The organism is Okeania sp. SIO3B5, from assembly GCF_010692555.1.
Classification (GTDB): Bacteria; Cyanobacteriota; Cyanobacteriia; order Cyanobacteriales; family Microcoleaceae; genus Okeania.
On the sequence record NZ_JAAHHG010000018.1, the window covers coordinates 14049 to 38486 of the forward strand.

14 protein-coding genes and 1 tRNA gene are annotated in these 24438 nt (G+C 39.3%); 6 read left to right on the forward strand and 9 right to left on the reverse strand.

Annotated elements, in window-relative coordinates; genetic code table 11:
* Nucleotides 1–253: 253 nt before the first annotated feature.
* The 3 genes from F6K54_RS04020 to F6K54_RS04030 all read left to right on the forward strand — a co-directional run bounded on the left by F6K54_RS04020 (nt 254) and on the right by F6K54_RS04030 (nt 2496).
* Nucleotides 254–892, forward strand: a complete 639-nt coding sequence (locus F6K54_RS04020) for a transposase (RefSeq protein ID WP_293074814.1) — start codon at nt 254–256, stop codon at nt 890–892.
* Nucleotides 893–1132: 240 nt separating this feature from the next.
* A tRNA-Arg gene (locus F6K54_RS04025) sits at nt 1133–1206 on the forward strand.
* 1083 nt (nt 1207–2289) lie between these two features.
* A complete protein-coding gene (locus tag F6K54_RS04030) occupies nt 2290–2496 on the forward strand; it encodes a DUF2862 domain-containing protein (RefSeq protein WP_375341951.1) in 207 nt (68 codons plus the stop codon).
* 292 nt (nt 2497–2788) lie between these two features.
* Here F6K54_RS04030 and F6K54_RS04035 read toward each other — a convergent pair whose 3' ends face one another.
* From F6K54_RS04035 to F6K54_RS04045, 3 genes are all read right to left on the reverse strand, one after another.
* Nucleotides 2789–9511: an LAGLIDADG family homing endonuclease gene (locus F6K54_RS04035; RefSeq protein WP_293074817.1), complete on the reverse strand. Its 6723-nt coding sequence runs from the start codon at nt 9509–9511 to the stop codon at nt 2789–2791.
* Nucleotides 9512–9648: 137 nt separating this feature from the next.
* Nucleotides 9649–9915 carry a hypothetical protein gene (locus F6K54_RS04040; protein ID WP_293074820.1) on the reverse strand — a complete coding sequence of 89 codons (267 nt, stop codon included), beginning with the start codon at nt 9913–9915 and terminating at the stop codon, nt 9649–9651.
* Between the two features lie 93 nt (nt 9916–10008).
* On the reverse strand, nt 10009–11370 hold the full coding sequence (locus tag F6K54_RS04045) for a transposase (protein ID WP_366558052.1): 1362 nt from the start codon (nt 11368–11370) through the stop codon (nt 10009–10011).
* A gap of 200 nt (nt 11371–11570) precedes the next feature.
* Between F6K54_RS04045 and F6K54_RS04050 the strand changes: the two genes are divergently transcribed.
* The 3 genes from F6K54_RS04050 to F6K54_RS04060 all read left to right on the forward strand — a co-directional run bounded on the left by F6K54_RS04050 (nt 11571) and on the right by F6K54_RS04060 (nt 13751).
* Entirely contained in the window at nt 11571–11759 is a 189-nt protein-coding gene (locus tag F6K54_RS04050) for a hypothetical protein (RefSeq protein WP_293074823.1), read from the forward strand.
* Nucleotides 11760–12011: 252 nt separating this feature from the next.
* Nucleotides 12012–13247 (forward strand): transposase, encoded by a 1236-nt coding sequence (locus tag F6K54_RS04055; protein WP_293074826.1) that lies wholly within the window; start codon nt 12012–12014, stop codon nt 13245–13247.
* Between the two features lie 291 nt (nt 13248–13538).
* Nucleotides 13539–13751, forward strand: a complete 213-nt coding sequence (locus tag F6K54_RS04060) for a hypothetical protein (RefSeq protein WP_293074829.1) — start codon at nt 13539–13541, stop codon at nt 13749–13751.
* Nucleotides 13752–14174: 423 nt separating this feature from the next.
* Here F6K54_RS04060 and yidD read toward each other — a convergent pair whose 3' ends face one another.
* The 6 genes from yidD to psaA all read right to left on the reverse strand — a co-directional run bounded on the left by yidD (nt 14175) and on the right by psaA (nt 23861).
* The gene (gene yidD, locus F6K54_RS04065; protein ID WP_293074831.1) at nt 14175–14411 is read right to left on the reverse strand and encodes a membrane protein insertion efficiency factor YidD; all 237 of its coding nucleotides are present in this window, start codon (nt 14409–14411) and stop codon (nt 14175–14177) included.
* Between the two features lie 208 nt (nt 14412–14619).
* A complete protein-coding gene (locus F6K54_RS04070) occupies nt 14620–15501 on the reverse strand; it encodes an aspartoacylase (RefSeq protein WP_293074834.1) in 882 nt (293 codons plus the stop codon).
* 555 nt (nt 15502–16056) lie between these two features.
* On the reverse strand, nt 16057–16923 hold the full coding sequence (locus tag F6K54_RS04075; RefSeq protein WP_293074837.1) for a D-alanyl-D-alanine carboxypeptidase family protein: 867 nt from the start codon (nt 16921–16923) through the stop codon (nt 16057–16059).
* Nucleotides 16924–17967: 1044 nt separating this feature from the next.
* Entirely contained in the window at nt 17968–18972 is a 1005-nt protein-coding gene (locus tag F6K54_RS04080; RefSeq protein WP_293074839.1) for a glutathione S-transferase family protein, read from the reverse strand.
* A gap of 309 nt (nt 18973–19281) precedes the next feature.
* Complete coding sequence (gene psaB / locus F6K54_RS04085) at nt 19282–21498, reverse strand: photosystem I core protein PsaB (RefSeq protein WP_293074842.1); 2217 nt, start codon at nt 21496–21498, stop codon at nt 19282–19284.
* Nucleotides 21499–21605: 107 nt separating this feature from the next.
* Nucleotides 21606–23861, reverse strand: coding sequence for a photosystem I core protein PsaA (gene psaA, locus F6K54_RS04090; protein ID WP_293074845.1), 2256 nt, complete (start codon nt 23859–23861; stop codon nt 21606–21608).
* Between the last annotated feature and the right edge of the window lie 577 nt (nt 23862–24438).

Below are 24438 nucleotides of genomic sequence, written 5' to 3' on the forward strand. Positions count from 1 at the left end.
CTACCATTACTATGCACCACCACCAGATTTTACAATATTATAGCCCACATTCCGCACCACAAAATGTAGTATAGAATCAGGAGACAGGAGACAACCCACCCCTAGCCCCTCCCAGGAGGGGAGGGCTGTTTCATTCTCAATAGACACGGGGACGCACCAGACACACCAGACACGGGGATGGAGGCTTTTAAGCGGTGTTGAACCAGATATCCTCTCAGAGTTTAACTACACCTATTGGCGCTCAAAATATTTCTTGAGTTTTGTAGTAGAAATACAACCAGAAGTATTACCTAAAACTGATAATTCAGTAGGTATAGATTTAGGTATTAAAACCTTTGCTACATTTAGTGACGGTACAAAGGTTGATGCTCCTAAGCCACTGAAAAAACGAATTAAGAAATTAAGAAAGTTAAGTAAGTCATTATCTAAGAAAACTAAAGGCTCTAAAAGGTATGAAAAAGCTAGGGTTAGAGTAGCTAAATTCCATGCTAAACTGAAAGATACAAGAACAGACTTTCTACATAAATTATCTACTGAAATAATTCGTGAAAACCAAACAGTTGTTTTAGAAGATTTAAACGTTTCTGGTATGGTTAAGAACCGTAAATTGTCCAGGGCTATATCCGATTTAGGATGGAGACAATTCAGAACATTCCTAGAAGGAAAAACAGAAAAATATGGTCGCGATTTTAGAGTAATTAATCGTTGGGAGCCAACATCCCAAATTTGCTCAAATTGTGGCTTTAAAGGTGGGAAGCTAGACCTGAAGGTGCGAGAATGGGAGTGTCTCAACTGCGGTGCAAAACATGTTCTTAGACGAGAATGCAGCAATAAATATATTAGTCGCGGGCGGGCAGTCCGAGACATTAAACGGACGTGGAGGCAAGCGTAAGACTACCGCATCTGGCAGCAGCAGCCAATGAAAGGTCAACCCGCCGAGGGGCTTCGGCTCGGTAGGAATCCCCGCGCCTTTAGGCCGGGGAGGATGTCAAATAATAATTAACCTTAAGGATAATACTATTCTCAAGACACTTGTACTTAAATTAATCTAAATATCAATGATCGACTTGCATATTTGGAGATTTGACAAGTAGAATAATAAAGAGTAATTTCAATCTCATGGTTGAAAATTGGGTGCGTAACTCAGTTGGATAGAGTAGCGACCTTCTAAGTCGCGAGTCGCAGGTTCGAATCCTGCCGCACCCGTAGATACTGAATTTAAAAGTTCCCTAGGTACAGCAAATGTCTTAGGATTTCTGGGTTTAATACCTAGGGCTTGCTGATTAAATCTCAAAGCATTGACATATAAAGACAAATGCCTTTTTGGGGCCTTTAAAAAGTGCCCCTGTTTCAGCTCTTAATGCTCAAAAAGTTAGTATTTTAGGCGCATAGTTGGGGAGAAAATTATTCTTACAATTCTTACTCCTACTTCCTCTAAGTACCCCTAACTCCTGTCTCCTATCTCCTATCTCCTGTCTCCTGTCTCCTGTCTCCTGTCTCCTGTCTCCTATCTTCCCCTCCTGGGAGGGGCGAGGGGTGGGTTGTCTCCTGTCTCCTATCTTCCCCTCCTGGGAGGGGCGAGGGGTGGGTTGTCTCCTGTCTCCTATCTTCCCCTCCTGGGAGGGGCGAGGGGTGGGTTGTCTCCTGTCTCCTACCCTCACCCATAAGACTTTTTCAGCAAACCCTACCTAGCTCTTTATCTAGAGTACGCCAATTGTCATAGATATTCAATTCCCATGACGATTACAAAAAAACGTGTAGTTGAAAGCCAAGTGGCTTTAGCCCTTGGATGAAAACAAGTTGTGGGAATTTATTCCCAAGTATCCCACATTTTGGGATAATACCAATGAATGCCATTAGGAACAAGGTTTGTCCCATAGACTCAATGCTTGTAGGGGTGAAACTCCAGTCGGGAAGAAACAAGTAGCATCGTTCTACCAAGACACTCGGCACAGACAAACAGGCAGCAAGGATAGGGATTTATAGCTCACTCATAAGTGTAAAACCACTCTGAAAGCGATACAAAAGTAGGGGCGATGTATGTGGCATTCTTGTCAGCATATTTGAGTCTGTAGGTGGTATATGAGCTACCACCACTGGAAAAAACTAATCATGTCCAGTGACAGCTAGTAGCTTTTCAGAATTGTGTTTTTAAACCGATTCGGAACAACTACTTAGAATCACCCGTACTTTAGTCGGGTGAGAAGTCAATATAAAACTGTGCTCAAGCACTAATTTCATATACACTGTGGATTGATTAATACCACTAGGAGAACATCGTAAATAAAAATGGAAATAGGTCAGAAAGTCAAAGTAAAAGGTATCAAACAACAGCCTATACCACCCGCAGCTATAGTTAACCAACTGAAGAAAAATCCAATTGGTACAATAAAAGAATTCAAAATGGTAGATGGTAGTGGAATTGGTTTTTGGGTTGAATTTGAAGAAAACATAGGTACTTGGTTTTTTGAAGAGGAACTAACACCTGTCTCTTAAGAGATCCTATAGCAGAAGACAGAAGGCAAAAGGCAGAAGGCAGAAGGCAGAAGAAAAAATCTGGCGTTGTCTGAGTTTTCAGCTTTTGATATGTCCTCTCCTTTCCTTCGACTGCTATAAAAGTAGAGCATTAGGGATAATACTGATCCATGATAAAAAAAGTATTACTTTTAATATAAATTCTTATCATAAGTTACTTATCCCTATGAAAACGGGAGCAAGATGCTCCCACTGGCTATACTTTGGCCAAAATAATTAGAATGGGAGCAAGATACTCCCACTGGTTATACCATTACAATGGACTACTAGAACCTTTCAACTCACAAACCATTCCAGAACAAGCAGGGTCTTGAGGTCCCATCTCTGGCAACTCACTAGCTAACACATAACCATTCATCAACTCAGAAAAATTATCGGACTTGCGCCTACGCAACACATCCTCTTGCATTTTTTCATATTCCTCCTGAGATATGCGTTCAAATGGCAACCGGGGGAATGGTGCATCAAACCGCGCTAACAATGCTGACGAAATATAACCTTCATCATCGCGAATTGCTTCATAAATGCGTTTGCCGAGAGGTTCAATTTCTGCTTCTGTTAACAAAATGGTACTGCTGGTGTTATGAGTTGTCCAATGTTTCTGTACACCTATATAAAAATCAAACATAGCAGTCGCACTGAACTTTTCAATAGATATCTCCTCAACTCCAGGTACATCTATCCAAGATACCTGTACTGGAATTTCTACTAACCATTCTTTAGCGCGATCGTCAAAAGGATCGTTGAGTAAATTTCCATTTTCATCTTTGCTTGACTGTCCTGGAATCACAGAATAACCGTAGTCAAGACAAGCTAATGCTACGGGGTCATTTTTGGCAAAAGTAATCCGTCGTACCCAGCGCAACCCGAAAGGTGGATGCCAACCAGGAGCAGCATTTGTTAATAGAGACTTGGTATTATGTGACTTCAAAGCACCTTGCCAATACCAAGAGTCGTTATCATCTATACCCTCAATGGCAAAATCATAAGAGTAGTCACACACTGCCCCAATATTAACAGATTCAATTTTGTATGGTGAAAAACTGAATACACGCTTAGGTGGAAGTAGGGGTCGTTCCTGACATTTGATACTGTGCTCATTGAGATAATCTAAAGCGTCAGCATTAGACAACATTCGACTCAGAGATAATCCCCACATATTCTTCTGTTGGGGTTGCAAGTTCTCACCTTTGGTATTCTGATATATGCTGAAACAGAGTCCGATCGCTTCTCCTATTTGTTGTAGGTTGCTAATAAAATCAGAGCTAGCTGAATCTATGGATAGTTTTCCATCCTTACGCACACATCCATCAGTATCTATCAGACCACAGAAAAATGATAGTAAGGTAGCTCGTGAAGAACGACGTAAACTCAGAGGTATCCGGTCTAAGTCTTTGCTTTTCTCTGTTTTGGCAAGTTGGTTTAAGTGTAACCAGTCAAATAACTGTCGAGAAGCAAAGGACAATTCAAAACGACCGTTACCAAGGTCATTTATATTGCCTGCGATGCCAAATAATTTTTTGCCCTTTTCTTGGAGGCGATGCAAAACATCAAGTCTGCTATGAGAAAAACGAACTTGATATTTGTGTTCAGAAATGCAACCATTCCCGAACAAACAACCTAAAAAGTAAGCTAGGTCTGAAGTCATAGTTGCAGGAGTAATTATTTCTTTGGTTAATACACCACGGTTATGACCTAATGTTTGAGAGCGTTTTACCCTAGTATAATTTTCTAACTCCAAGGGTATTAGTAAAGCATTTTCTTGTTTTTGATATTCACCAATACTGTAATCAAGCAACATTCCTGGTTGAAGATCGCAAGCATATACCCACTTACCTTCGACACTCATCCGATGATTTGGAGTCATGCGTAATGTCCGACCATTAGCTAGTTTGATTTCTACAAGTTCTAGTGGTTGATTAGCGATCGCTGTGGATGCTCCAATTCCATTACGAACAGTTAATTCTAATCCTACTGTTTCTCCACTACCAGGTGCTACTATTTCATCTGCATAGAGTAAACCTTGGTTAAATATTCTCAATGCTGTTTTGTCAAGACAACCAGAAGGTTGAACTGTTGTACAACGGTTTGGACGTTTGAGGTTGTGGCGATCGCAATATTCCCACACTACCTGATGGACTATTTCCCGCCAACGAGTCAAATATTCTGCTTCCTGTTGTTTAAATTCTAGACCTTGAATTGTTGCTGGGCGTCCTGTTTGCCACCAACGCAACCATTCAATGCCAAAAGCTTTTACAAAAAAGTCAAATAAACCTGTAAAAGATACTCCCACAATTGGGTCTAATTCTCGACTATAACGATAGCGAGGTTCGACGAATTGATGGTTAAGTAAAGTTGCCACAGAAAGGGCGCCAGCAGTAAAAGCTTCCTCCTGTTCTTTATGATTATTTGGGTCAATTTGATTGAGATGAATTTCTGACAAATTGCAATTTCCTGTCAAGGTATTGCCAAAAACGCCTTTATGAAATTCTGGCTCTTCAAAACAATAAGTGTCATGTAATCCTGGCAATTCTTCAACACTTTGAATTGTTTGATCTTTACCTTTAAATTTAGATTCACACCCTTTACTTGTATCTAGTCTTTGACAAGGAATTTCACTACAATCAGTTATTTGTAAGTAGTAAAGGTCTTTATTTCTTTCTCCTAAATTTGTAGTAGAACCGCGACTAGACATTAAATTTACTGATGCACAAATGCCACATTTTGTCAACAGTAATTGTAGTCTTTTTGCCCGTTCATAATCAGACAAATAAATTATAATTCCATGACCTTTAGTATTAGAACCATCTGTATCTGCTAATCCGGCGATAAAAGCCAGAATTGCTGGTTTATTCCAACTAGCAATAGTATTTAAAGCATCAGGTTCAGTTTGTAGACGACGCAGTAGTTCTTCAGAGAATCCTAAATCTGTGACATCCACAAAAGAAGGTAGATAATTATAGTTTCGTTCTACTGACTTATTACCAGCAACAATTAATTCAGCTTTGTGAGAATAAAGCCGAATTTTAGCATTACCATTTTGGTCTAATGTTCCATCACCTACTGCCACGCCTAGTGTATAGGCGTAAGATGAATTGATAGAATCTCCATCCTGATAATCTATGACAAAAGGTTCTGTATGTAAGGTATATTTGCTATGAGTTAGCAAATCTTTTGTTTGTACTTCTTGATAGTTTTTACCAAACCTATCTTTGACAAAAAATCGGTGATATTCTGTTACATCTAGATACGAACCATCCCCAAATTTGACCCGGTATAATTTTCTGTCTTTTCCTGTTTTTAAAGGAATTACTTGACTCCAATTTTTGCCGTTCCAAATTTCAACTTTTTGACCAACAATATCTTTGATTTTGTGAATACTGTCGCGAGTAATTAATAATGTATCTCCCCTGACACAGTGAAAATTTGAACCAATAATTTCGCCACAATTGTGAGTCAAACAACCATTAGCAATGAAAGAATTAGTTAAAGGAACGTGCAAATCATAAACAACTTCCTCTCCAAATTCTTCAACCTTTTTTACCTTTGAAGTAAACTTTGAATTAATAGTTGACTCAGAATAATTAGGCAATGGTTTTTTCAGCCATTCTTCAGCTTTAATATTCTTACTTGGGCATAGTGGAAAGCCAATTAGTTGTTGAAATAAATTGAAGTTAAAGGTAGAGATAAATAGTCCATAACTGCCTCGATCTAAGCTAATTTTCTCAGTTCCATCAACAGTTGTATAAGGTACACCTCTGTAACCTTTTTCCCTAATTAATCGAACTGTACTAATAATTCCTAAATTAGAGAGAATTAATTGAATTTGTTGGAGTAGTTTTTCCGAAACCATAGCTAATTTGATTCTTCTGGAATCTTTATCTACTGTGCCATCTGCACTAAAAATTCCTTGTAAAAAACCAATTAAAACTTCCTGAGATTGACTCAAAAAATTATTAGGAAGTTCTTCTTTTCCAACTATACCTAAATCAGCAAAAAACTTTTCTAATTTAGGAGATTGAGTCCGGAATTCATAGACTCCTTTATGCAGTGTCGTTACATATTCTCTTCCTGTTGTAATAACTGCTTTACCGACAATATTGTAGGCAGTTTCATACTCATCTTGATTAAAAACAAACCCTTTCGGAGTCATGTCAAAACAACTTCTGACTTCTAACTTCCCCTCCTGGGAGGGGTTAGGGGTGGGTTGACTTCTGACTTCATTAAATCCATCTCCGTACCACCAACCAAGCATTTGAGCTTGAGCAACAGAAATAGTACCTTTGCCAAAATGGCCTGCTCCTCTCTGAACACAAATATTGTCGTCATCACTTAAATCTTTAGTGCTAACCCAACCTCGACTGGTAAAATGTTGATGCTCTGCTGTACATCGCATTTGCATTCCATTAGTCAGAATAATTTTGTAGGTGGTTTTAACTCCTGTAGCAAAAGCGATCGCATCCGTCAATCTAACACCGGATAAACCTACCGAACGCAAATCCACCAATGCTTTGAATTGTTTACCTACTAAATCCTGAATCGGAATTAACCCTTGGTCTGTAGATACTAGGGTATCCCCTGAATGACAAGGATTCAGTCCTAATCTCGCTAACCGATGTTCAAGTTCATCATTACTAATATTAGGATAGTGTTCTTGAAACCATTTTTTGGCGTTATCTTGTCCATAAGCTTTAAGGAAATCTCTCTTTATTTCTGGGGTTGAAACTAGATCGCGATTAGCACGAGCAACTGCTTCACCTGCCCACTGAATTGCACCTTCACCAGAATAAAATTGTTTTCTCACTGCCTCAACACATTCTTCTAATGTTGGTTTGTGGTGAAAAACATGGGTATGATTTGCCATTCGCAGAGCATCTCTTTCCGGATCGATACCCCAGTTACCATTTTCATCTTGTCGCCAGAGATTATCCTTCGCTACAGCAAAGAGGCGATCGCTACTATTGCCCTGGCGCATCCCGGCACTGTTCGCTACTAAAATTCCCTGACAAACAAATTCATGGATACTGGCAACTTCAATATCATAAGTTGATGCTTCTCTCACATCCATCTCAACTTTTTTCACTTTTACTGGAATCAAATCTGTGGCATCAGCGATAAAGTTCTTGACAATGCGAACCATCATATGCTTGCGATTATTCCAATCAAAAGTATTCACTAAAGGTTGAGCCATTTCCCTGGGAAACCCGTGATCGTGGAAAAATTTAGGTCGCTTACGTTTTTTGACTGGAAACTGAGTAGAGTAAGTCATCATTACTTTTTCTACTGCTTCAAAAGCACTCTCACCTACAGTTACTAACTCACCTTCCCATTTTCCTGTTCGCTTGCGCACCGAACCACACAATCTCGTGGTGATTCCTAAAGATGCGTATAATGCTTGCACCTGTTGCAGAAAATCTTGGTAAACTGAAGCTACGAGTACGCCCTGAGAATGACAACCATCTGCGTCTGCTAAACCTGCTAAATAAGCTTGACGAATTTCTGTTGTTCCCATCAGAATACAGTCAGGAATAACAATAGAAGTAAATGACTGTTTAAACTGTGAAAGATATTTATTCAGAATGCTGCTATTTAACTGAAGTTCATAAGCTTTGGTTTTACATTGTTCTGGGGTTCTCAGTGTATGTGTTTCCAAACCAAATTCTTGAGCAACATTAATCAGTCGTTCCAGAATTTCCAGACTATCCTGGTGGACTCGAAATCTGACTCGCGTTCCATCGGAAGCAACCGATCCATCTCCATGCAAATATCCTAGAAAATAAGCAACCTCATTGGTAAGAGCGGGTACTGTTATTGGTTTGGCATTATGGGAGGTGACGCCTTTCAACTCAGGGAGTTCGGTGGGAGTACCAGGTATTGCTTGAGGCACAAAAATCAAGCGATCGCCCTCTTGCAAGTCTTGAGCTTTTATCATTTTATAGTTACCATACAAGTCTTGTAGCACGGCAACTTTATGATCGGCAGTACATTCAAAATATCCGTCTTCTGTTTGAATTCGACATAAAGACTGAGTACCCTGAACGAAGAAATTTGTTACAGGATAAAATCCTTTGCTGGTTAATACGCGATCGCCAATCCGGATTTTTTCAATGGGTACTAACCCTGATGCTGTATGTACTAAAGCACCTTCAGGTAAACAGCGGCGAATATTGCCAGCGACGATCGTGACTGCTGCTTCATCAATTAGCAGACAACACTCCACAGAATTTAATTGTCGCCCAATTGCTTGATTTAAAATATTCCCACAACGTTGATACAATTCTGGCAATTTTACCGGGTTGGCAACACCACCAAATCCTTTTAAAGGTTCTCCTGCAGCTCTAACATCGCTCAAATCAATAATGACTTTGACTTCACCGGAAAATCGTTCATCAGTTGACAATTCTAACAATGCCTGATATGAACCTACCCAACCTTGACGACTGTCTCCAACATAAATTTCTACCTCGTCTCCATCGAATTTTAGTTCTGTGAACTCCCGACGTAATTCAGCAGCAGTAGAACCAATTTCACCCCGCAATGTCAGATTTAAGTGATTTCTAATTGGTGGCAGTTGATTTATATAATCTCCTTCTAATACTGCTCCGGTACCGCAACCCATCATTGCTAAGTCCATTAATAGACCAAAGGCACGCCAGTCCATTATATTTGTGGAGGAACAATTGTAGGCCCCGGAAAAATTTTGGGGTTGTGTAATCCATTCTGTGCCCCCTACCCACAACCAACGGCCAGAGGACATGGCTTTTAGTTGACTCTGCATCCGATACAGTAAGTCTGTTTCTTCAGGGGTAAGTTGGCCTAACTTTCTTAGGCCATTAATTGTGCGATCGCATACTTCTACCCAAGTCTCACGGCCATTTTCTGTTTTACGGCTATAAGTTCGATAAAATACTGGATTTGCTGTAGGTGCTGTTTCTGGAAATTCGCCCTGATTTACTCTTTCTAGTTCTCGTACCATTTATAAAATAGAATTTTTGGGAAATTAAGTGACAAACTATGAGTGTAGCGCGATTTTTTATATATAGCGTAAAAGTACTGACAATTTTCACCTTTAACTCTATATCTTGATTGAGATTCCTAATATTTCAACTTTTTTTAACTAACTATCAGAAATTCTATATTGGGCAACAATGGGTCTTGAATAACTCCTACTCCTTGGAAGTCCCACCTTTTTAATATTGTTTTTAACTGAGTAGCTGGAATAGATTCAATGGTGAAGCGATCGCTCAAATCTGGGGCGTGGGTATTTAGGTAGCTGTAGGCATCAAAATCTTCCTGAAATAATAATAAGAATTTTACAGCCTCATCTGGATTTGGATTGGCACTAATATAACTACCATCAACTTTAGAACGGATTGACATACTCCCGGCATCAAATAACAGTAACGCAATGCGGGATTCTCATCATTGATGATTCTACGCTCACAGAGATGACTTAGATGGGCAATATTACTATTACCTCTCCCAGAGGTCCGACTCTCCCGTAGCTTTTGGGTCTCCCCCAGATTCCGAGTGTCCCTCGGTACTGTTTACTATTGCTCCTAGCATTTCTAAACCTTTAGCTAAAATGTTCCTTGCTGCATTGTGGTCTCTATCGGCAATATAACCACAATGCGGACATTTGTGAGTCCTAACAGACAAAGATTTTTTAACAGTCTGACCACAATTTGAACAATTTTGAGATGTGAAATGTGGAGGCACTGCTATGGAAGCAATTCCATGCAACTTAGCATAGTATTCTAACCATTGTGTGAACTGATACCAACTTGCATCAGATATAGATTTAGCTAAGTGATGATTTTTAACTAGGTTAGCAATCTTCAAATCCTCGTATACTACCAAATCGTGAGATTGGATTAACGCCCGTGCAGTCTTTACTGCATGGTCTTTACGCTGTCTACTGATTTTGAGATGCTGTCTGGCTAATTGCTTTCTGGCTTTGTGGTAGTTATTTGATTGTGGCTTTTTACCTTTTTCGTGGCGACGCGATACTTTCCGTTGTAGCTTTTTTAGTCGTTTTTCCGACTTTCTCAAATATTTAGGATTTTCTACAGCATTACCATCACTATCAGTGTAAAAGGCATTTAAACCTAAATCTATTCCTACTACATTGCCTTGAAAATTATGAGTTTCTTTTCTCTCTACATTTACTAGAAATTGACAATAATATCCATCAGCTCGTCTGACAACTCTGACACGACTTATTTGTTGTTCTGAATACCAGACTAAATCGCGACTTGTCCACAATTCAAATACACCTGCTTTAAAACCATCTTTAAATTCAATTTTCTTTCTGTCTGAGGATAGCTTATAACCAGTTGTTTTATACTCTACTGAACGGGTGAACTTCTTGAATTTTGGGTAGCCTCTCTTGGTGCGCGTTCCCTTGCGACTGTCGTCGTCGCGGGGTCGCACCGCCTTTTTACCTGGTAATTTCAGTCTACAATTTTTGTAGAATCGTTGTATTGATTGCCATGTTCTATCGGCTGATGCTTGTCTTGCTTGAGAGTTTAACTTTTTCACCCAAGGAAAATTACTATCCTTTGCTAGTACAGAACAAAGCTTTTGTAAGTCATTGCGTTTGACATCTTTATTATCCATCCAATAGCGCAAGCAACTGTTTCTGATGAATTGACCTGTGAGAATCATTTCATCTAAAACTTTGTACTGATTTTGACTGCCTTTCAATTTGGCCTCAATTACTAGCACTCGCGCTTTGTTAATTCCTTGATTACATTGATTATTATAACTAAATTTACCTAAAATGTATACTGGATAAACTATTAATATTTGTGTATCATTATGACATCGAATCATAATTATACACCCATCATTCATCCAGACACGCGCATCTCGCGATTATAGTGCTGGCCTTCTGATGCGTTTAGGTAAATAATAAACTTGGGATAACATCTCAAAATTCAAAATTTGTTATATGAAATACTAAAATTTTGGTATACTTAGCCAGTCCACAATCCGAGCTTTTGCTTAATGGGTTACACTACTTATACCAAGATATGACATCTTTTTCAATTGTTATTCCTGCTCAAAAGGATCTTACTCAAGACCAAGAGTTTTTTATTCTGGAAGAAAATGGTATAACTCAGGAATTAAAAATCCATGACTATGACAAAATTTTCTCAGTGCCAGGATTATATGAAGAGCTATTAATGAATAAGCTTCAATGTAATTCTCCCAGGGTTTGAAACTGTAACTTAATTGTTGGACAGAGTTACCCATTGCTACTCATTTTTGGGTAGCTGTTGTCTGGCCGTCCGCTCTCTGGAGACATCACTTAAGCTGTTTGCTCTAATCTAACTGTTTTTTGATCACCACTGGATAGCTGTTCGGGTCAAAATAATAGTCAATCTACGTTTTAGCTCATTAGAGATTTTGGGCCAGGGGGATTGACAAGTTTAATTATACTCATATATCATCGTCAAAGTGACAGATTTGAGATGTCGAATCAAATGCAGTTAGTTGAGAAACACATAATTAACCGACAGCATAAATTTTGGTTTGAATGTGACTATTTAGCATGGCAATCCAAGAATCTTTATAACTCGGCTAATTATGTCCAGCGTCAATATTTCTTTGTAACTCAGAAGTATTACAACTCCATTGATATTTACCATCAAACTAAGAACTTAGAAGCTTATCGATACCTACCCACTAAGGTTAGTAAACAGATTGTTCGTCGAGTTTCTGAAGCTTGGAAAGGTTGGTTGGCAGCTCTAAAAGATTGGTCACAAAATCCGGAAAAATATTTAGGTAAACCTAAAATTCCAGGATACAAGCATAAAGAACGTGGTAGGAATGTTGTGATTTATCCAATAGATGCCATATCCAAACCACTGCTAGCTCAAGGTATTGTCAAGCTGTCTCAGACTAATATTAAGTTGACGACTCAGGCTAAGAATATCAACCAAGTACGCATTGTTCCTAAACTTGACCACTATGTGATTGAAATTGTTTACAAAGTTAATGAACCAGAAAAATTTGATGGTAAATATGTTGCTGGTATAGACCTGGGTTTAAACAATTTGATGGCTATAACATCCAATCATCCCGGTATTAGACCGCTGTTGATTAATGGTAGACCATTGAAAAGTCTTAACCAATACTTCAATAAGAGATTAGCCAAAGCATCATCAATCGAGGCGATTAGGCAAGTTAAACAGCTAAATAGCAAGCGAGATAGAAGGATTGATAACTACCTTCATACTGTGAGTCGTAGAGTTATTGATTGGTGTCAGTTAAATGAGATTGGTCAATTAATTATTGGTAATAATCAAGGATGGAAACAAAATATCAACATTGGTAAAAAGAATAATCAAGACTTTACCAAGATTCCTCATGCCAAACTGATTAGCTTGTTGAAATACAAAGCACAACTAGCAGGTATTGAAGTAGTTCTAACTGAGGAGAGCTACACATCCATTGCAAGTGCTTTGTCTGGTGATGATTTACCTGTTTACCAGGGTACAACAGAAGTAAAAGCTGTGTTTAGTGGTAAACGAGTCAAACGTGGTTTATACAAAACTTCCACTGGTAGAATCATAAATGCCGATATCAATGGAAGCATGAACATTGTCCGAAAAGTAATTCCCAATGCTTTTGAGGGAATAGAGGGATTGCCGTTTATCCCTGTAGTTTTAGACCTTTGGACTAAGATTACAAACGTATATGTCTAATTATGTCTACCTTTGGGTAGCTTTGTCTAGATTTATACGAGCGGTAGACCAAACGCATCTAAATTTTGGAAGCTTTTATAGTTAAAGTTTATCTCAAGGTTGCCATAATCGGTGTGAGCCACTCCCCTACTCTCTGCCCTATCCGTACATCCGTGCCATAATCGGTGTGAGCCACTCCCCTACTCTCTGCCCTATCCGTACATCCGTGCCATAATCGGTGTGNAAATGTAATGCGGTATAACGCCGAATCTTCAAAGTTGGCGGCAGACTCCAACATGGTATGAAGATTTAGTGTTTCAGGTAAGAGTTAATGGAGATGGAGCGATCGCTAACTTAGAACCCATGAATGAACCTGCACAATATTATCGTCAACAAACACCTTTACCCAAGTTGTTAAATACTGCTAATTCTGAAGTTACGAGTCAGAAACAGTCTTTTGCAATATTCCGGGTAGTGATGACACCGACAGGGGTACTTGAGGTTAGTCCTTGGAGTGGTTGGTAATTTCAGTTATCAGTTATCAGTTATCAGTACCTCTGTCTGTTTGCGCAGCATGACCTAGGAAAGCCAGAGGCTTAATACTGAATCGAAATTTTTTCATCCCCTTAAAAGGGGAGGCTTTAGACCCTATTTTTTGGTAAAAAAGCAGTCAGTAGTCAGCGATCGATAGACTTTTTGTGAGACTCCAGTCATATCAAATCTGGTTAATTGCATATAGAATCTGGGACACCCTATCTCCGTGTCTCCGTGTCTCCCCTTCTCCGTGTCCTCAAGGACACCCTATCTCCGTGTCTCCGTGTCTCCCCCTCTCCGTGTCCTCAAGAACACCCTATCTCCGTGTCTCCGTGTCTCCCCCTCTCCGTGTCCTCAAGGACACCCTATCTCCGCGTCTCCGTGTCTCCCCTTCTCCGTGTCCTCAAGAACCCCCTACTCCCCACACTTCCCACACTCCCTTGGAGGAACTGGGTCATAACCACCGGGATGAAAAGGATGACAACGTAAAATTCGCATAACTGCCATTCTACCACCTTTAAAAATCCCAAATCTTTCTATCGCTTCCATCGCATATTCTGAGCAAGTAGGTTGAAAACGACAAGATGGAGGTAACATTGGTGAAATGAAAATTTTGTAGCCTTTAATTAATTTAATTAGTAATACTTTCATATTTTTAATCCCGCATTAGCAAAATATTTTTGGAAGGTTGCTCAAAATCTCTGTGACAAAAATGGCGTTGCATAGATGTAGAATGTGGGTTTAATAGTTTTGTGGAATGGGCATCTTGCCTGTTCCTGTTCACCACCTAACTTATATTCATCCCACCTCTAAACAATATCCAAAATAACTTCTGACTTCTGACTTTTGACTTTTGACTTTATAATGTCATGGTCTCTTTTTTAGTTAAACACATCGCTATTCCCTTTTCATAGTAAGCAGCCTCGTTAATAAAAACTGGCCATGTAGGAGTTTCTTCTTCATAATAAATTGTTTCACCATCAAAGGTTAAAAAAATTGGCTCCCCTGGAGTTAATTGTTGATAATCTCTCCCTTGTAACTGAGGATGAATCATTGCTGTTATTTCTCCATCCTCAGTCTTAGGATAATCTACAACTTTGAGATGTTTATAGACTGTAATATCCTGATTAATTAGATTCAATTTACCTTCATTGAAATTTTCGATAAAATCTAAACTTCTCTGAACTAATCTTTCTGTTTTCTGAAATAAATCTGCTTTGAGAGTACCTTGAGCGATCGGACCTACTTCAATACCAAAATTTAATTCACAAATAGAATTTACAAAAGCATTTTCTTCTCCTGGATTAATCCAGCTATATACTCTAACATCTGGTTCAACTGAACTTAAATAAGCAGCAATTTTGAGATTAAAGGGATGATTATTCACTAAAACTATAGTTAATCCCATGTTAGCAGTAGTAGTATGCAAATCCAATATCAAATCAAATTTCGGATTACCTTTAGGTCCTAGCATTTGATTAATAAACTTTGCCCTAGTCTCTTCATAATTAGTCTTGTTTTGATTTTCTAAATCTTGGAGTTTAAAGCAACGATTTAAGTCAGTATCAACGTACCTTCTCACCAACTCAAATGCTTGAGGATTAGCAAATAATGTTTGAGTTTCAAAATTAGTTCTACTAATCAAGTCAGGAAAATTTTCAAACTTTTTAACAAGATATATACCTGTAAATTCATTACCGTGGGTTCCACCAACAATTGCCACTTTATTAATTTTTTCCATTCTGATAAATCCCCTGCAAAAATATAAGTCAAAAGTAAGAAGTCAAAAGTAAGAAGTCAAAAGTTAAAAGTCAAAAGTTAAAAGTTAAAAGTAAGAATTAAGAAGTAAGAGAAGTAAGAAGTAAGAAGAAAATTATATAGCAATCCTAAATAGGTCGTGACAAATCAAAAAGTAAATAAAAAAACTGACACTCTTACCTGTTCCCTGTTCCCTGTTCCCTGTTCCCTAAAAAGCAGTAAGATTTTTGACACGAATAAAATAGGATTGCTATAGTGGTCAATAGAAGTCAATAATTCAGCAAGTATTTATGCTTAATATTTAACTGAAAATTTGACTTTTGAGAAGTAATTTATACAGTATAAATATTTACCAATAATAGGAATTGTATACTACTTTTAATGTTACAAATTGACGTGCGGAATGTAGGATTGATGATTACTCAATTAAATTATCAATATTTGACTAAGCAACTGATATTTTAAACTTTATCTATATTCTTCTTCCTCTCTTAGTGAGCATTCCCCTGCGTCTGACACCGACGGGTGGCCACTGCTTCTAACTTCTTTCTTCTTCAATCAATTCAGTATCTTCTAAAATTAATTCAGATTCTTCAGAAACTATACTAGGTTGATTCTTATAAAAAGTCTCTAGACTATGGCTATCGCCTACATAACGCCAATGCCAAGGTTCATAACCAATATCTTTTTCATCATCAGCAGGTATCATTTCAAAGCTAAAATAAGCAGCATAATTTTGTAGCCATTGAAAAGCTGCTGTCTTTTCAAATTCTACATTTTGGTTAGTTGCCGGTGCATTAGCATCTCCAATATCAACAGCATAACCTGTTACATATTCCCCATAACTTAAAGGTGAAATTTTATTTGCATTATTTGCAGAATTATCTTCAATATTATTAGTATTACTCGCCCAATCTTTTAACTCAGACTTAGACTGAAATCCTCTCAAAACTACTAAATTAATACCATCATTTCTCGCAGCATCAAGCATTTTTTGAAAATTTTTCACTGCATTTATTTGCAATCTAATATCACTATCATAAGTTATATACTCTAATTCCATTTCTGATACTTGTGAGTAAGGAAAATCTAATAAAGTATCTTTTTTTAGTTCATTTATCGGAGTTTCATTCGCAGAAGATGTGGCTACAGTATTTGCATTATCAACTTCAGTTTGAGTTGATGAAGCATTAACTTGATTGAAATTAGATTGAAGTTGTAATCCCAGACTAACTGCTCCCACAACTATAACTATTCCCATCCAACTCCACATCCATTTTTTGCTTTGAGACTGAGTTGAGATAATTTCTTCATCTTTTTGAGGATCTCGTACTGCTTCGGGAATGTCATCCACAACAGTTTCTTGGACTAATGATAAATTTTCTGACAGACTTTCGTTGTGCAAAGTTCGACTCCTGTTAGTGAATTTCAAAGTCGTTTCTTACTTTAATCAGTAAAAACTTAAAAGTAAACACGATTAAACCTTAGCATCAAGAAATAATCTTATATGGGCAAAGGCCACAGTCAGCATAAGGACTAATATCATGTCCGGATAATCAGTTATAAAAAAACCTTTTCCCTTCTAACCTTTTCTTTCCTTCTGCCTTTTCCCCCCTTTCAAAGCTATCCATGATCAGCAAAATTATTTACAAAAGTGTATAATGCCTATTATCAAAAGCTTACGAGCATTTTGTTGGTTTTACTGATTTGACAAATTGACTAACTTGTGTACTCCTAAAAGCTGTTTTTTGTCGTTGCGATCGCAACGACACTAGGAGCTTTCAGACTTCCAAACATCAAATGATATTTTTGTCAAGTTTTATGTTAAGAAAGATGTTTATAAAGCATAGCTTTCAAAGGGGGGTAGGGGGGATACATAGCTGCCTTACCTCCTCCAAAGTGTAACTATTCAACCGGACATGATATAATACCATTTCTCAAAAACTTTTCAACCCGTATCTTGAGTAGGGGAGTGGGGAACCCACCCCTACTACCAGGAGGGGAAGTAAACATCAGAATAATTAGGGCTTGCTGATTAAATCTCAAAGTATTGACTGATATTGGTTTCAGCCTTATTTTGGCCTTTAAAAAGTGCAAGCTTTTCGGTCTAAAAAGCTCATGCATGCTAGTATTTTAGGATGATTATGGCAGAAAAATTATTCTTACAAAACTTAGCTCCTACCTCATCTAAATTCCCATTTCTCCTGTCTCCTGTCTCCTGTCTCCTGTCTCCTACCCTCACCCATAAGACTTTTTCAGCAAACCCTAATTAGCATTTATTCCTTCCTTTTTTCCTCCTGTACGTCGCCCTAACTACGGCCCTTAGCCAACTTCTGACTTCTGAGTCCTTTCTCATCCTATCTGAGAATTATTTCTGCAAAACGATTATTATATAACAGTCGAAACAAAGAGCACGGACATTTATAAAGGTTCAGACAAGCGTCAGGGATTACTTTTGACTTTTGACTTTTGACTTTTGCCTTGGGTGGAGCGCTATATCTGGACCTAAAGGAATAATTCCACCAGGGTTAAGAGGAAAAAGATTACCATAATAATCTCGTTTAACTGCTTCTAAATTACAAGTATTTGCTATGCCAGGAAGTTGATATAAATTTTGTAGATAAGCACTTAAATATTGATAATCCTGAATTCGCCGCAAGTTACACTTAAATAAACCATAGTAAACAACATCAAACCGGAATAATGTAGTAAACAAACGTACATCTGTTAATGTTACTGTCTCGCCACAAAGATACTTACTGGCCGAAAGTGTATTGTCAATTTCATCTAAAGTAGTAAATAGTTCCTGACAAGCCTTTTCATAAGCTTCCTGAGTTTGGGCAAACCCACAACGATAAACTCCATTATTAACTGCGTGGTAAATTCTGTCATTCCACTGGTCTATTTTGGTTTTTAATTTTTCTGGATAAAGGTCAAGATCAGGATTTTTGGCAAACTGATTAAATTCAGCATTGAGCATCACAATAATATCTGCACTCTCATTATTCACAATAGTTTTTGTTTGCTCATCCCATAGCACAGGTACAGTGGCGCGTCCATTATAACCAGGCCTTGCTAAATTATATAATTCCGGTAGAGTAAAACATCCTTCCTGTTCCTCTTCCAATACCCAGATACCTCGATCGCCTGCTGGAGAAACAATAGTTACTGGAATAGCATCTTCCAAACCTTTGAGCGATCGAACCACTAGAGTTCGATGTGCCCAGGGACAACCAAACCCAACAAATAGACGATAGCGTTTAGTAGCTGGTTGATATTTGTTTTCTGTTTGTATCCCTACTGTTTCTCTAAATAAACTAGCAGGGCGAATGTATTCTCCTGAATTATTGCGTGGGGCAAGTCTCGACATCATTATTTGCCACAAGCTTGTCCAAACCCATTTTCCTAATTTTATTGTCAGAGAAGGTGGAAGTGATTTGCGTTTGTTAACCATTTGTTTTTTTGAATTTAATTAAGTCAACAGTTATAGCAAGGAACGAGTATAAAAATTTTACCGACTCCCGGACAAATTCAACAGATTCAAAATATTCAAAATATTGGCAAGGCGTCTGTACATCCGTGGCCTAATCCCCGTTTGCAGACTATCAACTCATCCCATCAGTCAATCCGTACATCCGTGGCCTAATCCCCGTTTGCCCTATTCTCCCAATCCTAATATTTTTAACAAAAAAACCCCCTACTAAAAGCAGGAGGCTTAACTTAATCTAACCTACTAAACCAGAGTTCAGCTAATCTCAAGAAATTAACCAAACTTACCAGCAGTAGATGCTATTAAGAAGGCAGCGTAGGTGAGGACAAAGCCTACTGTGAAGTGGGCTAAACCTACCACACGAGCTTGAACGATAGAAAGAGCAACAGGCTTATCCTTCCAGCGAACTAGGTTAGCTAGAGGAGTACGCTCATGTGCCCAAACAATAGTTTCAATTAGCTCTTGCCAATAACCACGCCAAGAGATGAGGAACATGAAACCAGTTGCCCAAACTAGGTGTCCAAATAGGAACATCCAAGCCCAAACAGACAGGTTATTAGTTCCATAAGGGTTATAACCGTTAATTAACTGGGAAGAGTTCAACCACAGATAATCACGGAACCAACCCATTAAATAGGTAGAAGATTCGTTGAACTGAGCAACGTTACCTTGCCAAACAGATAGATGTTTCCAGTGCCAGTAGAACGTTAGCCACGCAATAGTGTTCAACATCCAGAACATAGATAGGTAGAAGGAGTCCCAAGCAGAGATATCACAAGTACCACCACGACCAGGGCCATCGCAAGGGAATGCGTAACCGAAGTCTTTCTTGTCTGGCATCAATTTAGAACCACGAGCATCCAAAGCACCTTTAACTAAAATCAAGGTAGTTGTATGCAAACCTAGAGCGATCGCATGGTGTACCAAGAAATCGCCAGGGCCAATGGTTAAGAATAGAGAGTTAGTACCACTGTTGATAGCATCTAACCAGCCTGGTAACCATACAGCACCAGCATTGGCAGAAAGACTATCAGAGTTAGCCAACAGCACATCCATGCCGTATAAAGCTTTCCCGGAAGCAGCTTGAACGAACTGAGCAAATACTGGTTCGATCAAGATTTGCTTTTCAGGAGTACCAAAAGCAACCACTACATCATTGTGGACATAAAGACCGAGAGTGTGGAAGCCTAAGAATAGAGAGACCCAGCTCAAGTGAGAGATGATTGCCTCTTTGTGCTGTAATACACGATCCAGCACGTTGCCTTTGTTTTGCTGAGAATCGTAATCCCGTACTAGGAAAATAGCACCGTGAGCAAATGCACCTACCATAATGAAACCAGCAATATACTGGTGGTGGGTGTAAAGTGCTGCCATTGTTGTATAATCCCTGGCAATAAAAGCATAAGGAGGCAAAGCATACATATGCTGTGCTACCAAGGAAGTGATTACACCCAGAGAAGCTAATGCTAAAGCTAACTGGAAGTGTAGAGAGTTGTTGAGAGTTTCATACAACCCTTGGTGAGGTAGGTTAAACTGACCCTCACTCTTACCACCTACTAAACCAGCTTTGGAGTCCAGCATTTCTTTGATGCTGTGACCAATACCAAAGTTAGTCCGGTACATATGACCAGCTACGATAAAGATTACTGCGATCGCCAAGTGGTGATGAGCCATGTCAGTCAACCACAGTGACTCAGTTTGAGGATGGAAACCACCCAAGAAAGTCAGAATTGCAGTTCCTGCACCTTCGGAAGTACCAAACACATGGCTGGCAGTATCAGGATTTTGAGCATAAACGCCCCAGTTTCCTGTAAAGAAGGGAGCTAAACCTGCTGGGTGAGGCATAGTTGTCAGGAAGTTATCCCAACCAACGTGCTGTCCGCGAGATTCTGGAATTGCAACGTGAACCAAGTGACCAGTCCAAGCCAAGGAACTAACACCGAATAGACCTGCCAAGTGGTGATTGAGGCGGGATTCAGCATTTTTGAACCAAGATAAAGCAGGACGGAACTTGGGCTGGAGGTGTAACCAACCAGCGAACAGCATGATGGATGCCAAGATCAGGAGGAATATAGAACCCTGATATAGGTCTCCATTTGTTCTCATGCCGATGGTGTACCACCAGTGGTAAACACCAGAATATGCTATATTTACTGGGTTAGAGGCACCTGCTTGAGTGAAAGCATCTACTGCAGGTTGACCGAATTGAGGGTCCCAAATCGCATGGGCGATTGGACGTATATTCAGAGGATCTTTAATCCACTGTTCAAAGTTTCCTTGCCAGGCAACGTGGAATAAGCTACCGGATGTCCAGAGGAAAATGATTGCTAGATGGCCGAAGTGAGAGGCAAAAATCTTTTGGTAAAGATTTTCCTCAGTCATACCATCATGGGTCTCAAAGTCGTGAGCTGTAGCTATCCCGTACCAGATCCGACGGGTGGTTGGATCTTGTGCCAGGTCTTGACTAAATTTTGGGAATTTTGTGGCCATAAATGTTTTATCTAAATGTCTCGAGTGTCTTTGAGAATCTTAGATTGATGTTGGGGATTGAGGATAATTCAATCCCCAAGGAAGAATCTTAAAACGCTATTGCATTCTTATCCTACTGAAATTATTCGAGCCAGGAAGAATGCCCAGGTTGTGGCAATTCCGCCCAGGAGATAGTGAGCTACCCCCACTGCCCGACCTTGAACGATACTTAGAGCGCGTGGCTGAATTGCTGGAGCTACCTTTAACTTATTATGAGCCCAAACTATAGACTCGATCAACTCTTGCCAGTAGCCACGACCACTGAACAAGAACATTAAGCTAAATGCCCAAACAAAGTGTGCAGCTAAGAACATCAAACCATAGGCAGACAGAGCTGAACCGTAGGATGTAATTACATTTGAGGCTTGCGCCCAAAGGAAGTCACGCAACCAACCGTTAATGGTAATTGCACTTTGTGCAAAGTTGCCATAAGTTATATGATCTACTGTACCGTCCGCGTATACTGTTCCCCAAACATCTGACTGCATCTTCCAGCTAAAGTGGAAAATCACAATTGACAGTGAGTTGTACATCCAGAACAGACCTAAGAACACATGGTCCCAACCAGAAACTTGGCAAGTACCACCACGACCTGGACCGTCGCAAGGGAATCGGAAGCCTAGTTCACTCTTATCAGGAATTAGACGAGAGCTACGGGCATAAAGTACGCCTTTGAGAAGAATTAAAGCTGTAACGTGAATGGTGAAAGCATGGATATGGTGAACCATAAAGTCCGCTGTACCCAAAGCTATTGGCATCATTGCTACTTTGCCACCTACTGCTACAACATCACCACCGAAAGCTGGGCTAACAGATGCTAAAGCATTAGGAGCAGTATTGCCAGGAGCCATCATATGGATATTTTGTACCCACTGAGCAAAGATTGGCTGTAGTTGAATCCCGGTATCAGAGAACATATCCTGGGGACGGCCCAAGGCACGCATCGTATCATTGTGGACGTACAAGCCGAAGCTATGGAAGCCCAAGAATATACATACCCAGTTTAAGTGAGAGATAATCGCATCCCTGTGACGAATTACGCGGTCCAATAGGTTATTAACGTTCTTGGCTGGATCGTAATCCCGCACCATAAATATAGCAGCATGAGCTCCTGCTCCCACAATCAGGAACCCACCAATCCACACATGGTGTGTGAACAGAGATAACTGAGTTGCATAGTCAGTAGCTATATAAGGATAAGGTGGCATTGCATACATATGATGCGCCACAATGATGCTTAGGGAGCCCATCATTGCCAAATTAATGGCTAACTGAGCGTGCCAAGAGGTTGTCAGAATTTCATAAAGACCCTTGTGACCTTCTCCGGTTAATGGGCCTTTGTGACTCTCTAGAATTTCCTTCATGCTGTGACCAATGCCCCAGTTTGTCCGGTACATATGGCCAGCTACAATGAATAATACTGCTAATGCCAAGTGATGGTGAGCTGTGTCAGATAACCATAAGCCACCTGTCACAGGGTTTAAACCACCTTTGAAGGTCAAGAAGTCAGCGTACTCGCCCCAATTTAATGTGAAGAATGGAGTTAGACCTTTAGCAAAGCTAGGGTATAACTCTGCCATCAAGCTTTTATTAAAGAGAAACTCATGTGGCAGAGGAATATCCTTTGGTGCTACGCCAGAATCTAACAACTTGTTAATTGGTAGAGAAACGTGAATCTGGTGGCCAGCCCAAGACAAGCAACCTAGACCCAGTAAGCCTGCTAAGTGGTGGTTCATCATTGATTCCACATTCTGGAACCATTCCAACTTAGGAGCTTTCTTGTGATAATGGAACCAACCAGCAAACAGCATCAAGGCAGCCATTACCAAGGCACCGATCGCTGTGCAGTATAACTGGAACTCATTAGTTATACCGGAAGCACGCCACAATTGGAATAGACCAGAAGTTATCTGTATTCCGTGGAAACCACCGCCAACATCAGCATTTAAAATTCCTTGGCCAAAAACTGGCCATACGACCTGAGCACTTGGCTTAATACCTGTAGGATCTGTTAACCAAGCTTCATAGTTGGAAAATTTAGCGCCATGAAAATATGCGCCACTCAACCAGATAAATATTACGGCCAGATGGCCAAAGTGTGCGCTAAAGATTTTGCGCGATACGTCTTCTAAATCGCTGGTATGACTATCAAAGTCATGAGCGTCAGCGTGTAGGTTCCAAATCCAAGTAGTTGTTTTTGGTCCTTTGGATAGACTCCGGTCAAAGTGACCTGGTTTGCCCCACTTTTCAAATGATGTGGGTACAGGGTCCTTATCTACGGTTACTTTTACCTTTGCCTCGCGCTCTGGAGGACTTATGGTCATGAAGACTCTCCTCTCTGAAAGAAACTTAACTTAACTATTGATGTTGTTAACATTGATAACATTTGTAACGAATTATCAATATTTTTGGCAAATTTACAGACTTTAGCTGTCTTTTGCAGGAATGCAACATCACACTCCTTAGGTTATGCCAATAAGTATATAAGACTTTGGCTAAACTCTCTCAAATACATAAATATTCGATTTTATCGATATGTAAATGAAAGTTCTTTAGGAGATTATAGACTTGCTTAACGAGTATAAGTTGTATGTTTACAATTATTAAAATTTCTTTAGAGCAACCTAATTAGGTATTGTTGCTGGTTTAATAGTTAAGGGGAAAAAGTCAAGACTTATTACGATAAAATTTACAATTATTAACAATAATTTTATTGTTAACATAACTTAATTATTTATTGTGGCCTAATTTCACGGTATATAGAAAAAATTAAGACTTAATTTTAATTATTAGTAAAGTTGACAATTCTCTAAAGTTAACTATTCTGTAAAAACTTTAAATTTGACTAGACAACTAGACCCCATGAACTTTTTTACATTTTGATAAGCTCTACAAATATAT